General features: G+C 70.0%; 18 protein-coding genes. 12 read left to right on the forward strand and 6 right to left on the reverse strand.

The window, feature by feature from the left end:
• Window positions 1-138: 138 nt before the first annotated feature.
• From FHX42_RS01695 to nudC, 7 genes are all read left to right on the forward strand, one after another.
• Window positions 139-825, forward strand: coding sequence for a Crp/Fnr family transcriptional regulator (locus FHX42_RS01695; protein ID WP_328795840.1), 687 nt, complete (start codon window positions 139-141; stop codon window positions 823-825).
• Window positions 826-916: 91 nt separating this feature from the next.
• Window positions 917-1915: a hypothetical protein gene (locus FHX42_RS01700; RefSeq protein ID WP_182542406.1), complete on the forward strand. Its 999-nt coding sequence runs from the start codon at window positions 917-919 to the stop codon at window positions 1913-1915.
• Window positions 1912-4137 (forward strand): hypothetical protein, encoded by a 2226-nt coding sequence (locus FHX42_RS01705; protein ID WP_182542408.1) that lies wholly within the window; start codon window positions 1912-1914, stop codon window positions 4135-4137. Before FHX42_RS01700 ends, FHX42_RS01705 begins: the two co-directional genes overlap by 4 nt.
• Before the next feature lie 40 nt (window positions 4138-4177).
• Window positions 4178-5029 (forward strand): hypothetical protein, encoded by an 852-nt coding sequence (locus FHX42_RS01710; RefSeq protein ID WP_182542409.1) that lies wholly within the window; start codon window positions 4178-4180, stop codon window positions 5027-5029.
• 123 nt (window positions 5030-5152) lie between these two features.
• Window positions 5153-6463, forward strand: a complete 1311-nt coding sequence (locus FHX42_RS01715; protein ID WP_182542410.1) for a M16 family metallopeptidase — start codon at window positions 5153-5155, stop codon at window positions 6461-6463.
• The gene (locus tag FHX42_RS01720) at window positions 6460-7827 is read left to right on the forward strand and encodes a M16 family metallopeptidase (RefSeq protein WP_182542411.1); all 1368 of its coding nucleotides are present in this window, start codon (window positions 6460-6462) and stop codon (window positions 7825-7827) included. The genes FHX42_RS01715 and FHX42_RS01720 overlap by 4 nt, the downstream gene beginning before the upstream one ends.
• Window positions 7824-8750 carry an NAD(+) diphosphatase gene (gene nudC / locus FHX42_RS01725; protein ID WP_328795841.1) on the forward strand — a complete coding sequence of 309 codons (927 nt, stop codon included), beginning with the start codon at window positions 7824-7826 and terminating at the stop codon, window positions 8748-8750. The genes FHX42_RS01720 and nudC overlap by 4 nt, the downstream gene beginning before the upstream one ends.
• Window positions 8751-8896: 146 nt before the next feature.
• Here the strand turns inward: nudC and FHX42_RS01730 are convergent, their stop codons facing one another.
• From FHX42_RS01730 to FHX42_RS01740, 3 genes are all read right to left on the reverse strand, one after another.
• Window positions 8897-9133 (reverse strand): hypothetical protein, encoded by a 237-nt coding sequence (locus tag FHX42_RS01730; RefSeq protein ID WP_182542412.1) that lies wholly within the window; start codon window positions 9131-9133, stop codon window positions 8897-8899.
• A 70-nt stretch (window positions 9134-9203) separates the two neighbouring features.
• Window positions 9204-10472 carry a cytochrome P450 gene (locus FHX42_RS01735; RefSeq protein WP_182542413.1) on the reverse strand — a complete coding sequence of 423 codons (1269 nt, stop codon included), beginning with the start codon at window positions 10470-10472 and terminating at the stop codon, window positions 9204-9206.
• Window positions 10469-11224: an alpha/beta hydrolase gene (locus tag FHX42_RS01740; protein WP_182542414.1), complete on the reverse strand. Its 756-nt coding sequence runs from the start codon at window positions 11222-11224 to the stop codon at window positions 10469-10471. The genes FHX42_RS01735 and FHX42_RS01740 overlap by 4 nt, the downstream gene beginning before the upstream one ends.
• Window positions 11225-11363: 139 nt before the next feature.
• On the opposite strand from FHX42_RS01740, the gene FHX42_RS01745 reads away from it, so the two are divergent.
• The 3 genes from FHX42_RS01745 (at window position 11364) to FHX42_RS01755 (ending at window position 15296) form a co-directional block, all read left to right on the forward strand.
• Window positions 11364-13445, forward strand: coding sequence for an ATP-dependent DNA helicase UvrD2 (locus tag FHX42_RS01745; protein WP_182542415.1), 2082 nt, complete (start codon window positions 11364-11366; stop codon window positions 13443-13445).
• A 475-nt stretch (window positions 13446-13920) separates the two neighbouring features.
• Window positions 13921-14283, forward strand: coding sequence for a WhiB family transcriptional regulator (locus tag FHX42_RS01750; protein WP_220479429.1), 363 nt, complete (start codon window positions 13921-13923; stop codon window positions 14281-14283).
• A gap of 140 nt (window positions 14284-14423) precedes the next feature.
• Window positions 14424-15296, forward strand: coding sequence for a class I SAM-dependent methyltransferase (locus FHX42_RS01755; RefSeq protein ID WP_220479735.1), 873 nt, complete (start codon window positions 14424-14426; stop codon window positions 15294-15296).
• Window positions 15297-15299: 3 nt separating this feature from the next.
• Here the strand turns inward: FHX42_RS01755 and FHX42_RS01760 are convergent, their stop codons facing one another.
• Together FHX42_RS01760 and FHX42_RS01765 are read right to left on the reverse strand one after the other, a co-directional pair.
• Window positions 15300-16604, reverse strand: a complete 1305-nt coding sequence (locus FHX42_RS01760) for an ABC1 kinase family protein (protein ID WP_220479737.1) — start codon at window positions 16602-16604, stop codon at window positions 15300-15302.
• A 125-nt stretch (window positions 16605-16729) separates the two neighbouring features.
• Window positions 16730-16882 (reverse strand): DUF5679 domain-containing protein, encoded by a 153-nt coding sequence (locus FHX42_RS01765; protein ID WP_182542418.1) that lies wholly within the window; start codon window positions 16880-16882, stop codon window positions 16730-16732.
• Between the two features lie 298 nt (window positions 16883-17180).
• On the opposite strand from FHX42_RS01765, the gene FHX42_RS01770 reads away from it, so the two are divergent.
• Complete coding sequence (locus tag FHX42_RS01770) at window positions 17181-17747, forward strand: M48 metallopeptidase family protein (protein ID WP_182542419.1); 567 nt, start codon at window positions 17181-17183, stop codon at window positions 17745-17747.
• Between the two features lie 13 nt (window positions 17748-17760).
• Here FHX42_RS01770 and FHX42_RS01775 read toward each other — a convergent pair whose 3' ends face one another.
• The gene (locus tag FHX42_RS01775) at window positions 17761-19257 is read right to left on the reverse strand and encodes a zinc-dependent metalloprotease (RefSeq protein WP_182542420.1); all 1497 of its coding nucleotides are present in this window, start codon (window positions 19255-19257) and stop codon (window positions 17761-17763) included.
• Between the two features lie 134 nt (window positions 19258-19391).
• Here FHX42_RS01775 and FHX42_RS01780 point away from each other — a divergent pair, with 134 nt between their 5' ends.
• Entirely contained in the window at window positions 19392-20438 is a 1047-nt protein-coding gene (locus tag FHX42_RS01780; RefSeq protein WP_182542421.1) for a YlbL family protein, read from the forward strand.
• Window positions 20439-20455: the final 17 nt, after the last annotated feature.

Here is a 20455-nt window from a genome sequence, read left to right on the forward strand (position 1 = left end):
GCGGTGGCCACCCGGTCGGTCACCGCGCCGGGAAGACCTCGGTACTGCCTCACCGCGTCGTGAGTCCTTGCGGCCGTTCGGGTGATCTTGCCCGGGTGCGCCTCCCGTTCGCCATCCGTGCGCGGTAGACAACGTGGCGTGAACGTTGCGAACGGTTCCGGGCGGACGCCCGCGTTTCGTGCCCTGGCCGGTCATTCCGCGTGGTCCTCGCTGGTGAACAGCGGTGTCCGGGGCAGGCACGACGCCGGTACGAGGGTGTTGCGGCAGGGCGATCCCGGTGGCTGGGTCCTGCTGTGCGTGGCGGGCCGGATCAAGGTGACCTATGCGGAACCGGACGGCCGGGAGCTGATGCTGGCCGTACGCGGTCCCGGAGACGTGCTCGGCGAGTTCTCCGGTCGTGACGGTGGGCCGCGCTCGGCGACGGTGCGGGCGATCGAGTCGTGCGTTGTCTCGCGGTTGCCCGACGAGCGGTTCGCCGAGACGGTGGCCCGGTTCGGCCTGGACGCCGAGCTGAACCGCTACATCCTCGGAAAGACGCGCGAAAGCAGCGCCCACGTCTGGCGGATGGCGTACCGCCGTACCCCGGTGCGCCTGGCGGAGCTGCTGCTGACGATCGTGGCGGCGGCGGGGCCCGACCACCGCAGCCCCGCCACGGTGACGCTGTCGCAGGAGGAACTGGCCGACGCGCTCGGGCTGGCCCGCAGCGCGATCACTCCGGTACTGGCGGAGTGGAAGGAAACCGGCCTGATCACTTCCGGCCGGGGACGCGTGGAGATCGAGGACCTGGCGGGACTGTCCGCCGTGGCGCGATCGACCGGGGACTGAGTGATTTTCGCACTGTGTCCAGTTCTGGACAGAAGTCCCGTTCGCACGGGGTCACAGTGGTCTCGGCAGTCCGACGACGACGGAGGAAGCGATGGACACCGATTCCGAGACGCACCACCACGGGCCGGGCGAGTACCTGGGAGTGCTCGTGGTCGACGCTGAGGGGTTCAGCGCGCACGACGACGTGCGGCAGAAGCGACTGGCGGGCCTGGTCCCGCGGGTGCTGGAGAAGGCGGCGGCGCGCAGCGGGACGGAGGCGTTGTGGAACGGTCGCCGTTTTCCGGCTCACCGGGGTGACGGCTACCTGTTCGGCTTCGACCCGGGGCTGCTCGCCAGGGTGGTCGACTTCTACTTGGACGCCCTGCAGTCCGAGCTGCGCTCGTGGGGGCGGAGCCTGAGAGCAGAGGGCATGTCCCTGCGGCTGCGCGCGAGCGTGCACGCGGGGCCGCTCCAGGACTTCGACAGCCTGCTGGCGGACTCACCCGCGGGCAAGGTCATGATCGATACCCACCGGGCCGTCGATGCGCCGCAGGTCAGGGCTCTGCTGGAGGAATCCGACCCGGGGGTCACCTTCCTCGGCACGGTCGTGTCCGAGGAGGTCATGGAGCGCGTCGTGCGTGCCGGTCACTCGGTCCGGCGTCCGAGCGAGTTCGTGGTGGCACCCCTGGAGGTCGCCGGTAAGGACTACCGGGGGACGGGTTACCTCCGGGTGCCCGTGCCGTCCGGGGACCTGCTCGTGCACGGTCTGCTGCGCGGTCAGCCCGAGGAGCACGAGGAGCCGGTCGACACGTCCGCCGCACCTCAGCACGGGACCACGACGAACACCGGTGGCGACGTGGACGGCGGCAACGTGGTGCAGGGCGGGCACGTGGGTTCGTTCGGGGATCACGGGAACAGGGCCACCCACGGTTCCGTGGCGGTCGGTTCCGCGACCGGCCCCGGCACCACGGTCGGCCACACCGTGGACCAGTCCTCCGGAAAGCAGGAGTTCTCGGGGAACTTCGGCATGGGCGGTGACGGCAACTTCGGACCATCGGCCGGCCGTCGTGTCGGGACCGCGCGTGACGACGAATCGGGAGGTCAGCGGTGAACGACGACGGCGTGGCGGACTTGCTCGATCCCGACGGAGGCCATCAGGGACGCGTGGACGACCACGGCATGCTCGTTCCCGAGCAGGTGCTGGAGGCGTTCCCGGAATCCGCCGCAGCACCGCGGGAAACCGACGAGGCGCCGCAGGAGTCCGTCGGAGACCACCACGACGTGAGCGCCCGGGGTGACAGTGTCGCGGTCGACTCGATCTCCGGTTCGGGCGTCACCGTGGCGAAGGAGGTCGACCACTCCCGGGACAAGCGGATCAACTCCCCCGAGTTCAACCTGTACTCCTCGGCGGAGGAGATCCTGGAGGTGGCGCGCTCGGCCGATCCGGGAGCGCGCCGTCGGGAGTGGGACGCCGACGCACTGCGGAAATCGGCCGAGAACTACGTCGTCCCGCAGGGGTTGCTCGAACCGGAGGAGCGCTCGGCATACCGGGTGCTCACCTCACGTCGTCACCTCGCGATCACCGCGCCGGTCGACCGGGCCGGACACGAGGCGGCGGCGCTTCGCCTCGCACACGAGGTCCGGAAGCGTTCGGTTCCCGACCTCGTGGTGTGCAAGGAGCTGGTGGACCGCGACTTCCGCCTGACCGCGAAAACGCTCCTGCGCGAGACGCGTCCCTGCCTGGTGATCCTGGATCTGCGTGACGCCCTCGACTCCGCCGTCGACAGGGTGTGCAATGGCCTGACGTCCTTCGTGGAGGAACTGGAGCCCCGGAACGGCTACCTGGTGCTCCTTCTCCCGCACGGTCAGCGACGCCGGTTCGACGACGAGTTCCCGGCACGGGCCCACGAGCTGGGCAGGCCACCGGCCCCCGAGGTGCTGTCCCGGCATCTGCGTGGTGTCGACGACTCGGCTGACCTTCTCGAGCAGTCGCGACTGACCGCCTACCTCGAACAGGCGTGGCCGCCACGGGCGACCGAGCTGGCGTGCTGGGTCTCCGAGATCGCCGAGAGGGGAGAGACGGACTCCGCCGAACTCGCTCGGCAGGCATGCGGTGTGGTCGAGGACTGGTCGGGCGCTCTCCGCGAGGAGATCGCGGCGCACCAGCAGGAGGAGGACGTCGAGTGGCTGAGTCTGCTGCTCGCGGCGGCCCTGCTGGAAGGAGCTCGACCCCAGCAGATCGTCGCGGCCTCGGACCGGTTGCTGCGGCGTCTGGAGCACCGTCCGCCGGAGGCCGAATCGCTGCTGCGGCCGGGTGTGGTGACCACCCTGCGAAAACTCGGGAGCACGGTCTTCGACGTGGAGCGGAGCCGTTTCGAACGTCCCCACTACGGGGAGTCGGTGCTGCGGCACTTCTGGAGCGAACACCCGATGCTGCGGAGGTCCATCCGGGACTGGATGGCCGAGCTGCGGGTCGGCGGGTTGCACCGACGGGACCTGGAGCGGGTGGCCGACCGGACCACCGAGCTGGCCAGGGTGACCGGATCGCGCGTGGCCATCGACCTCGCCAGGAGGTGGGCGACGCCCGAAGGGGGAAGCTCCGCCGGAGCGGTGGGCGGGTTCGACGGTGCGCGGCGTTCGATCGCGGTCCGGTTGCTGACCAACACTGCCCTCGATGCGACGACCGGGCGCCACGTGCGGGACAAGCTCTACGACTGGGCTCAGCGCGGCACTTCGCCCGAATTGGGCTTGGTCGTGGCCGAGGTGTGCGGCGGTGCGATGAGCGTGGAGTTCCCGCGCGTGGCGCTGACCCGGCTGAAGCTCCTGGCGGCGAGCGAGAACGAGGCGGTGCACGCGGCCGTGGTGGAGGCTCTGACCAGCATCGCCGGGCACCTCGGGCCGCCCGGTTTCCTGCGCTACCTCGCGGAGTGGTTCGACCGGGCCGAGCCGATCCGGTTGGCGACGTTGGCCGAGGGCATCGATGCAGTACTCGCCCTCGCTGTCGAGGGTGACGCCCTGTCGCCTGATTTCATCGATGCGGCCGAAGTCCGGATCTTCTGGCGGCGGGCGCTCGACGACATGCCGCTGGAGGAGAGCCGCAGGGTGCTCGCGGCGTGGTTGCGGCCCGCGACGTCGGTACCGGAGACGGTTCGCGAGCGGATGGTGGAAGTACTCGTGGAGGCCACCGAGCACCAGCCGCACCGGATCCAGCGGTTGTACTACGCGAGCCGGATCGCCACGCCTTCCTCCGAAGCCCCGGGGACCGATCCGCTCGGTGACGTCGTCCAGCAGATGTGGACGCGGCTGGACGAGGTCGACCCGCTGCGCGCGTGAGACGGGACCTCCGAACGAACCCGGAAGGGGAGTGATGACGATGACGACTCCGCAGTGGTGGCAGCAGCTGCGTGCCTGGTGGGAGGAGCGTCACCTGCGCAGGCAGTGGGCGATCCAAGCCCGGAACGGAGACGCCCTGCGCAGGCAGAGCCAGCTCGGTGCCGTGCCGGCGTGGCACCATCCGGAGCCGAACGACACGCTGCGGCTGGTCAGCGCCGACGACCCGTTGAGCTTCGACGTTCGGGTCCACGTCGGGTGCTACCGGACCAACGGCGGCCAGCTCGCCTCGGCGGCGCACCCCATCGCCCGGGAGGGGATACGCCGGCGGGCGGAGTCGATCGCCGCCCGTTACACGCTGGCTCGGCGGGACGAACTCCGCGATGAGCTCGAAACGGAGTTCTGCCGGCCTCGTGAAGTCCCGGAAACGGGGGTGCAGGCGTGGGCGCACTGCGTCGCCGTCGAGGCCGATCCGGAACTGGTCGAGGCCGTCGAGCGGCGCGACGAAGCGCGGCGGCGGCAGCTGGTCGCCTCCTGGCAGGGGCAGCAGCGCCGGGTGGAGGAGCAGCGACTGCGCGAGCTGCTCACCGATCCGACGCGTGCCACGGCGTGGTGGTTCGCCGAGAACCAGGACAAGCCGGAGCGGCTGCTCGAGACGGCCCGGAACTTCCAGCAGCTCCGTGACGTGCTGGAACCCGCGCCGGGAGACGAGGCCGACAGCGTGGGTCGCGTGGTCGACGACTACGTCACCGACGCGGATCCGGCCCAGCGCGACTACCTGGTCCGGCGGCTGAACGCCATCTTCAAGGAGGCCGGGCGTTCCGACCTGGCCGACCGCGTGTACGCCCTGCCCTCCGAGGACATGGCGGGTCGGGGTGCGGACGCTCCGGGGTGACCGACCGCTGGGACGGTGGCGTCTCGGCTCGTGAGCCGTCACCGTTCTCGGCTCACCTGCCGACACGCCGAGATTGCGCTAGGTGTTCAACGACACATCAGGGGTCGCACGTAGGCTGGTGCCATGGTCGAACCGCAACTGCATCGCGTCACCCTGCCCAACGGGTTGCGCGTGGTGCTCGCTCCGAACGCCCCCGGCGGTCCGCCGGTGGTCGGGCTCAGCGTGCACTACGACGTGGGCTTTCGTTCCGAGCCCGAAGGCCGTACCGGATTCGCGCACCTGTTCGAACATCTGATGTTCCAGGGCAGCGAGAGCCTGGAGAAACTGGCTCACTTCCGGCACGTGCAGGGTTCCGGCGGCATCTTCAACGGTTCGACGCACCAGGACTACACCGACTACTTCCAGGTGTTGCCCTCCAACGCGCTGGAGCGGGGGCTGTTCCTGGAGGCCGACCGGATGCGTGCGCCGAAGCTGACCGAGGAGAACCTGCGCAACCAGGTGGACGTGGTCAAGGAGGAGATCCGGCTCAACGTCCTCAACCGCCCCTACGGCGGGTTCCCCTGGATCCTGCTGCCGCCGGTGCTGTACTCGACCTTCGCCAACGCCCACAACGGCTACGGCGACTTCACCGACCTGGAACGGGCCACCGTCGACGACTGCGCCGCGTTCTTCGACACCTTCTACGCGCCCGGCAACGCCGTGCTCACGCTGACCGGTGACTTCGACGTCGACCAGGCCACCGAGCTGGTGCACAAGCACTTCGGCGACGTGCCGGGGCGTTCGGTCACCGAGCGCCCGTCGTTCGGCGAACCGTTCCCCGCCCAGCAGCTGCACGACCACCACCCCGATCCGCACGCGCCGTTGCCCGCCGTGGCTCTCGGCTACCGGCTGCCCGATCCGGTGCACGAACTCGACGGTTACCTGGCCAACGTCGTGCTGGCCTCCGTGCTCTCCGACGGCGACTCCTCCCGGCTGCAACAGCGGATGGTCCACCGCGACTCCCTGGTCGTGGACATCCAGGCCGGATGCGGACTCATGGGCGCCCCGCTGGACGCCCGGGACCCCGACACGTTCACGGTCACCGCGATCCACACTCCCGAGGCCGGTTCCGAGCGCGTGATCGGTGCCGTCGACGAGGAGCTGGACCGGTTGGCCTCCGAGGGCCCGGACGCCGACGAGCTCGCGCGGGTGACCGCGCGCTGGTCGGCCGGACTGCACCGCGAGCACGACCGGCTGGTCTCCCGCACCCTCGATCTGGGCAGCGCGGAGCTGATCCACGGCCGCGCGGAGTTGATCTCCGAGCTGCCCGGGCGCGTCGACGGGATCACCACACAGGACGTGGCCGCGGCCGCCAAGGCACTGCGCCCGGACGCCAGGGCCGTGCTGGAGCTCGAACCCGCAAGCGAGACGAACACCGCCGGAGGTACGGCATGACCCGGGCAACTCACCGCAGCGCCGAGGAGATCGGTCGCACCGAGTTCGGGCCTCGCCCGCTGCCTCCACTGGACACCCCGCGCAGCGGGCAGTCGCCGGAGACGGTGGACACCGTGCTCGCCAACGGGCTGCGCGTCGTCGCCGCCCGCCACGGCGCGGTGCCGATGGTGGAGATGCGACTGCGCATCCCCTTCGCCGGCCAGGACACGCTGCATCCGGCCAAGGCCGAGGTGCTGGCCGAGACCCTGCTCACCGGCACCGAGAGCAGGGACCGCGTGCGCGTCGACACCGATCTGGCCGCGGTCGGTGGCGAGCTGCACGCCGTGGTGGACCCCGAGCGGCTCAGCATCTCCGGCGAATCGCTGGCGAGCGGTACGGACACCCTGCTCGACGTGCTGGCCGACGCCCTGACCGGTGCGGTCTACCGTGACGACGAGGTCGCCGGTGAACGTGACCGGCTGGTCGAGCGGATCGCGGTCGCGCGGTCGCAGCCACGCACCATCGCCCGCGAGGAGCTGCAGCGCCACCGCTACGGTGACCACCCCTTCGTGCGGGAGGTCCCGGAAGCCGCCGATGTCGCCAGGGTCACCGCCGAGGACGTGCGCGAGCTGCACCGCCGGTCCGTGTTGCCCCGCGGTGCGACGCTGGTGCTCGTCGGCGACATCGACCCGGAGCGGGCCGTGGCCGACGTCGCCCGCGCGCTGTCCGGCTGGTACTCGGACGAGTCCGCGCGGGAGCTGCCCGAACTCCCGGCCGTGCGGGGAGGGGACCTGCGGCTGGTGCACCGCGAGGGTGCGGTGCAGTCCCAACTGCGGCTGTCGTCCCAGGGGCTGCCCCGGACCGATTCGCGGTACCCGGCGCTGCAGATCGCCAACCTCGCCTTCGGCGGCTACTTCTCCTCGCGGCTGGTGGAAAACATCCGCGAGGACAAGGGCTACACCTACGGTGCGCACTCCACGTTCGAGTTCACCTCGTCGGGGGGCACCATCATGGTCGACGCCGACACCGCCAGCGAGGTCACGGCGGCGGCTTTGCTGGAGACCCGCTACGAGCTCGGCAAACTCGTCGCGGTCCCACCGACCGACTCCGAGGTGGAGTCCGCGCGCCAGTACGCGATCGGCAGCCTGCTCACCTCGGTCTCCTCGCAGTCCGGGTTGGCCTCCATGCTCTCCGCGCTCGCGGCCCTGGGGCTGGGGCAGGAGTGGCTCAGCGCCCATCCCGATCGGCTTCGTGCGGTGACCCGCGAGGAGGTCGTCGAGGCGACGCGTTATTACGCGCCGACGGCGTTCACCGGAGTGATCGTCGGCGATGCCGACAAGATCGGCGAACCGCTGCGTTCGCTCGGCGGGGTGGCGCTGCCGTGACGACGTGTTCCGGACAGCACGCCGTGGTCGGGTTCCAATTGGACAGCACTCCGCTGCTCTCCCGGCCCACGGCGGACCTCGCGGAGCCGCGGTGGGACACCCTGGACCAGACGGCGCTGTGGGGCAACGGACTGGTCGTGCGGGTCGATGCCCGCGGTCGCACCCCGCTCATCGCGGACGACCGGCTGGTGTGCGTCCCCGCGAAGGAGTACGGCTCGCAGCCGGTGGCCGGGGCCGTGCTCCTCGCTGTCCGGGGTGAGACGAGCTACTGGGCGTTGCGCACCGAGCCGGACGAGGAACAGGACACCTGGCGGGATCTGCGCTCCGCGGGCGGATTGCTCGACGACACCGACGCGAGTCTGCTGACCACCGCCGTCGGGTTGCTCGGCTGGCACGACAAGGCGCGCTACTGCGCGGTGTGCGGGGCGACGACCAGGCGTGTGCAGGCGGGCCGGGCGCGCCGGTGCACCGGATGTGACCGGGAGGAGTACCCGCGCACGGACCCGTCGATGATCTGCCTGGTTCACGACGGCGGCGACCTGGTGCTGCTGGCGCGTCAGACCAAGTGGCCTCCCGAGCGCTATTCCGTGCTGGCCGGGTTCGTCGAGGTAGGGGAGTCGCTGGAGGGGTGCGTGCGGCGTGAGGTGGCCGAGGAGGTCGGTCTCGCCGTGAGCGACGTGCGCTACCTGGGCAGCCAGCCGTGGCCGTTCCCGCGCTCGCTGATGCTCGGCTTCGCCGCGATCGCCGATCCCGCGGTAGAGCTGCGCCTGGCCGAGGACGAGATCGCCGAGGCCCGGTGGATGCACCGGGACCACATTCGGGAGGCGCTGGAGGCCGACGGGCCGGTGCGGGGGCTACGACTCCCGCCGGGAGTCTCCATCGCCTACCGGATGCTCCGCGGCTGGGCCTACTGGAACGACTGAGCACCGGGGGGCGATTTCCACGAAAATTGCCCCCGCTCAGGCGGCGGATTCGGGCACCCGCGGGGTGACGTCGGTGTCGTCGAGGTGCGCCACCATGCGCACGCTGCCGCCCAGCACCTCCACGTGGGCGCGGACACTGGCCACGGTCAGCGTGTCGATGTCGCCACGCTCGATCGCGCCGACCCGTGGCTGTCCGATGCCATGGCCTTCGCCTGCTCGACCTGCGTGATCCCGGCCTGCTTGCGCAGCTCGCCCAGCCGGTCCCCGGTGACGTAAGCCCCCGTGACCCGCCGCGCCTCGTCCTGTCGTTCGGGGGTAATGGCCAGCTCTTCGCGAACCTGTTCCCAGAGGACAGCGGCCAGCTGTGCTGCGTGCTCTGCCATGAGCACAAACCAGCGCGTACTCACGTTATCCCCTGGCCGCGTCCAGGATCACCACTCGAAAGTGAGTGCATCACCCGGTCGTGAGGCGGGGGCCGGGGGTGAACCGGACGGGCAGGTGCTTGATGCCGTGGATGAAGTTCGAGACCAGGCGTTGGACGGGTCCGGTGGTTCGCAGGTCGGTCATGCGCCACAGGGCTTCGGAGTGGAACGCGCGCAGTTGCAGTCGGGCGAAGTGGGCACCGAGGCAGACGTGCGGACCGTTGCCGAAGGCGACGTGCTCGTTGGGCCGGCGGCGGATGTCGAAGCGCCGGGGCTCGGCGAACCGGTCCTCGTCGAAGTGCGCCGAGCAGTGGAACACCACCACCTTGTCGCCCGCACCGATGGGCTGCCCCGCGAGCTCGGTGTCGACGGCCGCCGTGCGCCGGAAGGTGAGCACCGGAGGGTGGTAGCGCAGGGTTTCCTCGATCGCGGTGTCCAACAGCTCGGGTTCACGCAGCAGCAGTCGGTGCTGCTCGGGGTGCTCGGCGAAGGCCAGCATCCCGCCGGGCAGGGCGCTGCGAACCGTGTCGTTGCCCGCCACCGACAGCAGGAAGAAGAACATCTCCAGCTCGGCCTCGGTCAGCTTCCTGCCGTCGACTTCGGCAGTGGCCAGCGCGGTCATCACGTCGTCGTCCGGAACGCGCCGCTTGTACTCGGCGAGTTGGCGCGCGTACCCGAACATGTCCGCCAGCATCGCCGGTGACCGGGGGTTGACCGGTTCGCCGTCGGAGTCGAGTTCGGTGGCGGAGTGCTCCGGGTCCTGGTACCCGATCACCCTGTTGGTCCACTCCAGCAGCATGCTCCGGTCCGACTCGGGAACACCGAGCAGATCGGCGAGGTTGAGCAGCGGGAAGTCGTCGGTGACCTCCGTGGGCAGGTCGCACTCGCCGCGTTCGATCACCGCGTCGACCAGTCGTCGCGCCCGCGTGGCCACGTTGGAACGGAAGCGCTCGATGCGGCGTGGGGTGAAGGCGCGGCTGACGATCCGTCGCAGCTTGCCGTGCTCGGGCGGATCGAGGTTGAGCATCATTCTGCGGATGAACGGCAGGTCCGCCGGATCGGGATCGCGAATCTGGGTGGCTCCGACCCACGACGAGAACTCGGCGTGCGACTTCAGCACCCGCACGACGTCGTCATAGCGGGTCACCGCCCAGAATCCGGTCCCGGCGGGCCAGACACCGACGGCGGGCTCTTCCTGCCAACTCACCGGATCGTGCTCGCGCAGCCGACGGAAGCCCTCGTGGGGGATGCCCCGCGCGTAGTGCCTCGGGTCGAAGACGTCGATCAGTGCCTCGGTCATCGTGCGAGGAACGCCTCCATGCTCGATACCAGGGAAAGGGGGACCTCGTCGGGCGCGTAGTGCCCGGCGTCGGCGAAGACCTCCAGCTCGGCGTTGGGGTACCACCGCAGCCAGGTGTCGGTCATGACCTCGGGCGACAGCGCCGGATCGTGGGCTCCCGCCAGCGCCAGCACCGGCGTGGTGTTGCCCTCGATCCGCTCGTGGATGTCCGTTCGCGACCAGGAGTCGAGGAAGCGACGGAAGGCGACCTTGTCGGTGCGGCGCAGCGAGCGGTCCACCATCATGTCCAGCCAGACGGCGGGTAGTCGGTTCCCGGTGGTGAGGTCGATGATCGCCCTGCGCTGGTCGGGGGACTCGTCCGCGCCCTCGAACAGGTGCCGGCTCCGTTCGTCGAACGGCACCCCCGACGCGGGTACCGGAGAGATGCCGACGACGGCCTCCACGCGCTCGTCCGCGCTGACCAACACGTGCTGGGCCACCATGCCGCCCATCGAGTGGCCGACGAGGGAGAAACGATCCCAGCCGAGCTCCTCCGCGGTGTCGAGGACGTCGGCCGCTGCCTCGGCGACCGAGTGCTCGCCCTCCTGCTTCAGGGCTTCGCCGTAGCCGCGCTGATCGACCAGCGCGTAGCTGAACGACCCGGTGTCCAGATACGGGCGGATCGGGCCGAAACTCGTGCGGTCGCCGAGCCAGCCGTGCAGGACCAGGACCCTGCGTTCTCCCGAACCGATCAGGTCGTGGGGCAGGATCATCGAGGCTCCCGGGAAGCAGGTGTCGGAGCACTCCACTGTGTTCGCGGCCACATCCTCGAGTCAAGGATCCCCGCCGACACGCGGATCCGTGTGCAGGGTGTGCGGCTGAGTGCGGGTGGTCCTCTGCGAGGATGCGGGCATGGCCGAACTACCGCGACTGCTGGAAGGACTGGATCCCGAGCAGCGCGAGGCGGTCACGGCCCCGCGCGGCCCGGTGTGCGTGCTGGCGGGTGCGGGCACCGGAAAGACCCGCACGATCACCCACCGCATCGCCCACCTCGTGGAGCGCGGGTTGGTCGTTCCCCAACAGGTGTTGGCGGTGACGTTCACCGCCCGAGCGGCCGGGGAGATGCGCACGCGGCTGCGCGCGTTGGGGGCCGGCGGGGTGCAGGCGCAGACCTTCCACGCCGCGGCGTTCCGCCAACTGCGCTACTTCTGGCCGCGCGTGCTCGACGGCTCCGTGTGGCCGCTGACGGACAACAAGTTCCGGCTGGTCATGCAGGCCGCGCATCGACTCGGCATGTCCACGGAGAAGGAATCCGTGCGCGACGTGATCGCCGAGATCGAGTGGGCGAAGGCCTCGCTGGTCGGTCCGGAGCAGTACTCGAAGGTCACGACGCAACTGGGGCGTCCCACACCGGTGGTCGCCGACCAGCTCTCCAAGGCCTTCGAGGTCTACGAGCAGCTCAAGAACGAGGCACGCGTCCTCGACTTCGACGATCTGCTGCTGCACACGGCCGCGATCCTGGAGGATCACCCCGAGGTCAGCGAGGAGTTCCGGTCCCGTTACCGCTCCTTCGTCGTCGACGAGTACCAGGACGTCAACCCGCTGCAACAGCGCGTCCTCGACGCGTGGTTGGGCGGCAGGGACGACCTCACGGTGGTCGGTGACGCGAACCAGACCATCTACTCCTTCGCCGGTGCCGCGCCGAAGTGGCTGATCGGGTTCCCGCGCCGCTTCCCGGAGGCCACCGTGGTGCGCCTGGAACGCGACTACCGTTCCACACCGCAGGTCGTGTCGCTGGCCAACGAGGTCATCGACGCCGCGCAGGGACGGCCGGCCGGTACCCGGTTGCGCCTGGTGGGACAACGCGCGGACGGACCGAAGCCGGACTTCGCCGAGTACGACGACGAGCCCGCCGAGGCCGAAGCCGTCGCGCACCGGATCGCGGCGCTGGCCCAGCAGGGCGTGGCGCTGTCCGAGATCGCCGTGCTGTTTCGGGTCAACGCGCAGTCGGAGGTCTACGAAAAGGCGTTGTCGGACGCCGACATCCCGTACCAGGTACGCGGGGGCGAGCGGTTCTTCGCGCGCAACGAGGTGCGGCAGGCGATGGTGTCGCTGCGCGGCGCCGCGGCGCGTGACGACCTGTCGGGTGAGGACCTGCCCGCGAACGTGCGCGCGGTGCTGTCCGAGCTCGGTCTCACGACGCGGCCTCCGGAAGGCGGAGCCGCGCGGGAACGGTGGCAGTCGCTGAGCGCGCTGGTCGAGCTGGCCGAGGAACTGGCCGCGACGGTGCCGGAAGCCGGGCTCGCGCGGTACGTGGCCGAGCTGGACATGCGGGCGGAGGCACAGCATCCGCCGACGGTGGAGGGCGTGACGCTGGCTTCGCTGCACTCGGCCAAGGGGCTGGAGTGGGACGCGGTGTTCCTGGTCGGGGTCGTCGACGGCACGTTGCCGATCCAGCACGCGGACGGCAACGACGCGGCGGTCGAGGAGGAGCGCCGGCTGCTCTACGTGGGCGTGACGCGTGCGCGGGAACACCTGACGCTGTCCTGGGCGCTGTCCAGGTCCGCGGGTGGCCGCCGCCACCGCAAGCGCAGCCGATTCGTCCACTCGCTGGTGCCCGAAGGACATCCGGCCGCACTGCCCGCCCAGACCGCACGACGCTCGGGTTCCTCCGGCAAGTCCAAGGCCGACAAACCGACCTGTCGACTGTGCGGCAACCGGCTGGTCAACACCAAGGACATCAAGCTGGGGCGGTGCGCGGAGTGCCCTTCCGACGCCGACCAGGAACTGTTGGCCAAGCTACGCGCCTGGCGCAGCCAGCGGGCGCGTGAGCTCCAGGTGCCGGCCTACGTGGTGTTCACCGACGCGACCCTGCTGGCGATCGCGGAGCAACGCCCGGGTGACTCGGCCGCGCTGACGGCGATCCCGGGCGTCGGAGCCACCAAGCTGGAGCGTTTCGGTGCCGAGGTGTTCGAGCTGGTCAGCGGCGAGTAGGCCGCTGCGCTGCGGGAGCAAGATTTTTACCTCCATTCGGGGGTCGTGGTGAAAAATCGGTTGCGGCGGACATCGCCGCGGCCATAATCTACGAGTGCCAGGCCGAGAAGCCCCGTGCCGGATCACTGTCATCCCGGTGCGGAACTCAGTGGAAGGAGGTGACCCCGAGATGCTCGACATGATGATGCCGACGGCTCCGGGGCACCTCGTGTCCGGAGTCACCGCTTTGTGCGGGATTCACGGTGAAGATTCCGGCTATGGCCACGCTCTCGTGCGCCAGCGTGGGTTCCACGCGTCCCCCGAGACGAGCTCCTGCCGGTTCGTGCGGAAACGAAGTCCCTGATCTCCTGACCAGGAGCAGGCATGTTCTCTCCAGGCCGCGGACCCGCAGGAGTCGGGTCCGCGGCCTTTTTGTCGCGCCCGGATTCTGCGTCGAGACCCGCCCAGCACATCGATACAGACAGGAGGAAGTGTTTTGTCGTTCACCAGTGTCCCGGTATCGGGCGGGACCGAAGCCGAGCAGTGCGGTGAACCGGTGGCCGAACTGCTCGACAGTGCTCTGAGCTCGGGTGACGAGCTACCCTGCCGCCGCGACCCGGATCTGTGGTTCGCCGAGACCCCGACCGAACTCGACAGGGCCAAGGCCCTCTGCGCCGACTGCCCGATCAAGGTCGAATGCCTGGCCGGAGCACTGTCCAGGGGAGAGCCGTGGGGAGTCTGGGGTGGAGAGATCTTCGAGCGGGGGGCCGTGATCGCGCGTAAGCGTGCGCGCGGCCGTCCGCGCAAGAATCCGCAGAACTCGGGCGCGGTACGTGAGGGGCAGGAGCGCGTGGCATGACCGGCGACTACGGTTTCGCGCGAACTCGTGTTTTCGCGGTTTCGCGCGAAACCGCGAAATCCGCGGTCGTCGCGGTGCCGGGCGGAAGGCGGTACCACCGTCGGGTTCTCGGCGCCACGACGCCGTAAGCTCCTCCGGTGATGGGACACGTGCACTCGCATTCATCCGACGGGATCGACTGGGACACGCGATTGCGCCAGCTCAGGGAGACCGATGCCCTGACGGCGCCGGAGACCGCGGCGCTCGCCGAAAAACTGCTGCTTCCCGCCGACCGCACGGTCGTCGACATCGGATCGGGTGCCGGTGGTTCGGCGGCGGCCCTCGCCGCCGCCCTGCCCGCGGGCGGTGTCGTCACCCTGGTGGATTCCGCCCCGGAACTGCTCACCGCCGCCGTTGAGCACGTTCACGAAACGGCTCCCGGGGCGGAGGTCCGCACCGCCGAGGTCGACGCGGCGACCGACGAGGTCCGTACGGCCGCCGAACCCGCCGATCTCGTCTTCGCCTCCTTCGCCGTGCATCACCTGCCCGACCAGGCCGCCGGCATACGCCGGTTGTCCGCGCTCGTGCGGCCCGGCGGACGACTGGCCATCGTCGAGTTCGGCCTGCCGACGCGCGTACTGCCCTGGGACGTGGGTCTCGGCGCTCCGGGTCTGGAAGGAAGGCTGGCCGCGGCCGGTGACGAGTGGTTCCGGCGAATGCGTGCCGACATGCCCGGTGCGACCCGGCTCCCGACGGGCTGGCCCGCGGCACTGACGGCGTCCGGCCTGGAGCGAGTGCACTCGTGGAGCTACCTGATCGACCGTCCGGCACCGCTGTCCGGGCCCGCGCTCGACGTTGTGGTCCGGCGCCTGGAGGGGATGCGCGAAACGGCCCGGACGGAGGGCTGGAACGAGGACGCGGAAGTCGTCGACCAGCTGCTCGACGTCGACGGTCAGCACTACGTCGGTCATCGCGACGACGTGTACTACCTGACAGCGAACACGGTGCACGTCGGCACCCGGCCGCGCGGGTGAGGCTCACTCGTCGACGAAGCCCGGCTGCCAGGTGGCGATGATCTCCCGAGCGGCGACCTCCGCGTCGAGTTGGCAGAGGATGCCGGTCGCTCCCAGCGTCACCCGGTGGATCAGCAGGTAGTCCGGGGGCAGGTTCAGCGACCGCCCGGTCCGGAACTCCGGGCTGCGCAGGTCACCCACCCGGTCGGCCTGCCACTGCATCCACGAGCGGGTGAAGTGGAACGTTTCGGTGCGCACCGGGTCCACGAACGGACCGAGATAGGCCTGCACGTCCTCGGCCCGCAGCGTGGAGTCGGTGTGCACGAAGCGATCGGCGCGCAACAGCTCCAGCAACTCCTCCGAGCGGTCCTCGTAAGCCAGCCGCAGCATCCGGCCCATCGTGACGGGTAACCCGTCCGGGAGCCGGGCCACCGCGCCGAAGTCGATCACCGCCAGCCGTCCGTCCGGCAGCAGCATGAAGTTGCCGGGGTGGGGGTCGGCGTGCAGCAGCCCGGACCTGGCCGGCGAGGAGAAGTGGAACTCGCTGAGCAGCCGCCCCGCCTCGTCGCGCTGCTCGCGGGTCCCCTCGTTGATGATCTCCGAGAACGGTGTGCCCGTCACCCACTCCGTGACCATGACCTTCGGCGAGCTGGCCACGACCCGGGGGATTCGCACCTGCTCGTCCCCCTCGAACGCGGCGGCGAACGTGCGCTGGTACTCGGCCTCGTCGCGATAGTCGAGCTCCTCGACCATCCGGTCCTGCAACTCCCCCAGCAGTGGCTTCACCTCGGCACCGGGAGCCAGTGACTGGAACAACCGGGAGAAGCGCATGAGCTGGCGCAGGTCCGAGCGCAGCGCCTCGTCGGCGCCGGGGTACTGGATCTTGACCGCGACCTCGCGGCCGTCGTGCCACCGTGCCCGGTGCACCTGACCGATGCTGGCCGCCGCGGCCGGGGTCTCGTCGAACTCGGCGAACCGCTGTGGCCAGGCACTGCCGAGCTGCTCGTCGAGCATGCGCCGCACGTCGTGCTCCGACATCGGGGGCGCCGCGGCTTGCAGCTTGGCCAGCGCCTCGCGATAGGGCTCGGCCATCTCGTCGGGCACGGCCGCCTCGAACACGCTCAGCGCCTGCCCGAACTTCATGGCGCCGCCCTTGAGCTCCCCGAGGACCGCGAACAGTTGCTCGGCGGTTCGGGCCGAGACATCGGCGCTGATCTCCTCGGAGTCCTGGCCGGTCAGCCGTCTGCCCCAGCCGGCGGCCACCCTTCCCGCGACCCCCAGAGGCAGGCTGGCAAGTTTGGCGGTGCGCTGTGCCGCACGGCGGGGCATGTCGGTCACGAATTCTCCTTCCCGCACAGCTTGGGATGGGGCCGTCCCGTCGGGGAAGGTCCCTACCACATGTTAGTGGCTGAGCACGCAGTTGTGGCGGGCTCAGGCGTACGGAAAGTGCGTTGTCAGGACGACTTGCCGAGAATGCGGGTCATCTTCGTGCCGCAGACGGGACACGTCCCCTTGGCCATGCGTCGGCCGTTGGTTTCCGAGACCTCACCGGAGAAGTCCCGCTTCTCCCGGCACTTCACACAGTAGCCGTTGTACGTCTCGGCCATGGTTGTCCCTCCCGTTGTCCGTGGTCGTTCGCCGCCGTGGTGACGGTGACACGAGTCCCGCCTCGTGCTGGGGAAACAGTACCCGTGGAACGCCCCGCATACCTACGCACGACGTATCGCACTTTCGGCTTAATGGAGTAGTCCATCGGTGACTACAGCAAGTAGTCGCTTGCGATGGAGGGGTGTGGCGGTCTCGCGCGAAACCGGGGAACCACCCACCGGAGATAAACGGTCACAGGGCGGGAGGGAGGTAGGCCCGGACCAACGCCGCGGGGAGGCACAACTAGAGTGCCGCAGCGTGAAGGGGCAGAGCGCTGAACCGCAGGTGGAGGTGCGTCGCAGCAAACGCCGGCGCAGGACGGTGAGTGCGTACCGGGACGGCGGCACGGTGGTCGTGCTGCTTCCCGCGAGCATGGACGAGGCGGAGGAGGAGCACTGGGTCGCCGACATGCTCAGCCGGTTGCGCCGCAGTGAGACCCGTCGCCGATCCTCGGCACGTTACTCCGACGAAGCCCTCGCCGCGCGCTGTCGGGATCTGTCGGAGGCCTACCTCGACGGACGAGCCGTGCCGGAGGGGATCCGCTGGGTGGCGCCGATGCGCACGCGGTGGGCTTCGTGCACACCGGGAACGGCCACCATCCGCGTGAGCAGGCGGCTGCGCAATGTCCCCTCGTGGGTGCTCGACTACGTGCTGGTGCACGAGCTCGCCCACTTACTGGAGCCGGGGCACGGAGCGGACTTCTGGAAGTGGGTCGACCGCTACCCGAAGACCGAGCGTGCCATCGGCTACCTGGAGGGGCTCTCCGCGGCCGCGAACCTCGACCTGGACGACGAGCTCGACGGAGCGACCGGATCCGACTCCTGAGAGCTCGCGGGACTCACCGGTCGTTCTCGTCGTCTCCGTCGTCCCGGTTCGACTCCTCGCCGTCCCGGTTCGACTCCTCGCCGTCCCGGTTCGACTCCTCGTCGGTATTGCTCTGTTCGCGCTCCTGGGCCTCGGTCCGGCGGATCGCCGCGATCGGGTCCTCGAGGTCCTCGTGGCTGCCGCCGCCCCACCTGTCGGCGAAGTCCAGCGGCTCGTCCAGGTCCTCCGCGGAGGGAAGCAGATCGGGGTGGTCCCAGACCTGGTCCCTGCTCTGCACTCCGTAACGCTCGGTCAGCAGGCGCCACAGCGAGGACGCGGCGCGCAACCTGCGCGGACGCAGTTCCAGGCCCACCAGGGTGGCGAAGGTCTGCTCGGCGGGACCGCCACTGGCGCGGCGTCGCCGGATCGTCTCGCTCAGGGCCTCGGCGCCCGGCAGCCGCTCGTCGACCGCGTCGGCGACGACGACGTCGACCCAGCCCTCGACGAGCGCGAGCAGGTTCTCCAGCCGGTTGAGAGCCGCCTGCTGCTCGGGCGTGGTCTGCGGTTCCAGCATCCCGGAGCTCATCAGTTCCTGCATCGAGCTCGGATCGCTGGGATCGATCTTGCTGGCGAGGTCCTCCAGCGAGGAGGTGTCGACCCGGATACCGCTGGCGTACTCCTCGACGGTGGCCAACAGCCGCTGCCGCAGCCACGGCACGTGGCTGAACAGTCGGTGGTGCGCGGCCTCGCGAGTGGCGAGGAAGACCGTGACCTCACTGGCCGGGCGGTCGAGCCCCTCGACGAACCGGTTCACGTTGGCGGGCAGCAGGGCGGCGGTGCCCTCCGGACCGAGCGGCAGTCCGATGTCGGTCGTGGTCAGCACCTCACCGCCGAGCTGGGCGAGCCCGTTGCCGAGCTGGGAGCCGAAAGTCAGCCCGCCCATCTGCCCGAGCATCGACATCAGCGGGCCGGCGGCCTGCTTGGCCTCCTCCGGCATGGCCTCCAACCAGGACTGGGAGACGCGCTGGGCGACCGGATCGCACAGCCGCTGCCACGTGGGCAGCGTCTTCTCCACCCAGTCCACCGACGACCACGCCTGCACCGCTTGGGTACCCGCGGGAAGCGCCGTGGTGGGATCCAGCCACATCTCGGCCAGCCGGACCCCGTCCTCGATGGCCTTGACCTGCTCCTGCTTCGGACGCTCGGTGCGCTCGTTGCTGTGCAGCTGCTGAACGGCGAGCTGCTTGGCCAGGTCGTAGTTGACCGGCCCCTCGCCCTGGCCGCCGCCGGAGTGACTCAGCGCCTGACCGAGCTGGGTCAGCATCTGGCCGAGCGCGCCGATGTCGAAGTTCGGCATACCGCCGGACCCGGGCATCCCCCCGAAACCGGGGAACTGGCCCGCGTTGCCGGAACCACCGGCGCCGCTTTCCGAACCACCCGATCCACCTTGCGAGGAGTCGCGCTTGTCGCGATCGTCGGGATCCTCGTTGTTGGGGTCGTTGGAGCCGAACCCGAACGGCACATCACTCATGGTTCCAGCGTACGCGGAGCCGTTCCGCCCGACAGTCCCAGCCCGGGGCTGCTCGCGCTCGGCGAAACGGGCTTTTCGCCTGCCGGGGCGCCTCCGGCCGTCCGCCACGGCGTCGGCACGTAGGGTGGCGTGCCGTGACCCGCCGAACGTGGACGCTGCTGACGAGTGTCGTGCTGGTTGTCGCCTTCGGGCTACTCGGGGCCTTCGTCCGAGTACCTTACGTGGCGCTCGGTCCGGGGCCGACCCACGACACGCTTGGTGCCCAAGGTTCCCGGCCGGTAGTACGGATCCAGGGACACAAGACCTACCCGACGACCGGGCACCTGAACATGACCACGGTCGCGGTGACCGACCGGATCTCGTTGTTCGGCGCGCTCGCACTGTGGACCAGCGGTAGCTACGCGCTCGCTCCCCGCGAGGTCTACTTCCCCCCGGGCAAGACCGAGAAGCAGGTCGAGAAGAAGAACGCCAAGGCGTTCCGGAGCTCGCAGACCACCGCCAAGACCGCGGCACTGCACCACCTCGGCTACCCGACGAAGGTGATCGCCGAGGAGATCGTGGCCGACAGTCCGGCCGAGGGGGTCATCGGGGCCGGTGATCAGCTGCTGTCGATCGACGGTCAGCAGGTCACCGATCCCGACTCGGTCAGCGCCGCGCTGCGGGACGACCGGCCGGGGGGCCGGGTCACCGTGCTGTTCCGGCACGGCGGGGAACCACCCCGCTCCGCGACCGTTCGCCTGGCCGAGCGTCCCGCTGACCTGCCCCGGCCGGCCGACGGTGAGCCGCGGGGCTTCCTCGGCGTCAAACCGGGATCGCGGCCCGCGGTGGACTTCACCGTCGACATCAGCCTGCCCGACGTCGGTGGCCCCTCGGCCGGACTCATGTTCGCGCTGGCGATCACCGACAAGTTGACGCCGGGCAAGCTCACCGGCGGTGAGTTCGTCGCCGGTACCGGGGAGATCACCCCGCAGGGCCAGGTCGGGCCGATCGGCGGGATCGGCTTCAAGATAGCCAAGGCCGCCGAAGCCGGTGCCACGGTGTTCCTGACACCGTCGGACAACTGCGCGGCGGCCGAGGCACAGGCACCGGAGGGGATGAAGCTGGTGCGGGTGAACACGCTGGACGACGCGACGAGGGCACTGGAGGCGCTGAACAACGGTCAGCGGCCACCCCTGTGCTGACGTCCGCCTCCGGCGTT

The organism is Halosaccharopolyspora lacisalsi, from assembly GCF_014137975.1.
Classification (GTDB): domain Bacteria; phylum Actinomycetota; class Actinomycetes; order Mycobacteriales; family Pseudonocardiaceae; genus Halosaccharopolyspora; species Halosaccharopolyspora lacisalsi.

Coding starts and splice junctions, on each gene's coding strand:
- FHX42_RS01745 (WP_182542415.1), top strand. CDS start 11,364: ATGGCCGAACTACCGCGACTGCTGGAAGGACTGGATCCCGAGCAGCGC.
- FHX42_RS01760 (WP_220479737.1), bottom strand. CDS start 16,604: ATGCCCCGCCGTGCGGCACAGCGCACCGCCAAACTTGCCAGCCTGCCT.
- FHX42_RS01730 (WP_182542412.1), bottom strand. CDS start 9,133: ATGGCAGAGCACGCAGCACAGCTGGCCGCTGTCCTCTGGGAACAGGTT.
- FHX42_RS01755 (WP_220479735.1), top strand. CDS start 14,424: ATGGGACACGTGCACTCGCATTCATCCGACGGGATCGACTGGGACACG.
- FHX42_RS01775 (WP_182542420.1), bottom strand. CDS start 19,257: ATGAGTGATGTGCCGTTCGGGTTCGGCTCCAACGACCCCAACAACGAG.
- FHX42_RS01720 (WP_182542411.1), top strand. CDS start 6,460: ATGACCCGGGCAACTCACCGCAGCGCCGAGGAGATCGGTCGCACCGAG.
- FHX42_RS01765 (WP_182542418.1), bottom strand. CDS start 16,882: ATGGCCGAGACGTACAACGGCTACTGTGTGAAGTGCCGGGAGAAGCGG.
- FHX42_RS01710 (WP_182542409.1), top strand. CDS start 4,178: ATGACGACTCCGCAGTGGTGGCAGCAGCTGCGTGCCTGGTGGGAGGAG.
- FHX42_RS01700 (WP_182542406.1), top strand. CDS start 917: ATGGACACCGATTCCGAGACGCACCACCACGGGCCGGGCGAGTACCTG.
- FHX42_RS01715 (WP_182542410.1), top strand. CDS start 5,153: ATGGTCGAACCGCAACTGCATCGCGTCACCCTGCCCAACGGGTTGCGC.
- FHX42_RS01735 (WP_182542413.1), bottom strand. CDS start 10,472: ATGACCGAGGCACTGATCGACGTCTTCGACCCGAGGCACTACGCGCGG.
- FHX42_RS01740 (WP_182542414.1), bottom strand. CDS start 11,224: ATGATCCTGCCCCACGACCTGATCGGTTCGGGAGAACGCAGGGTCCTG.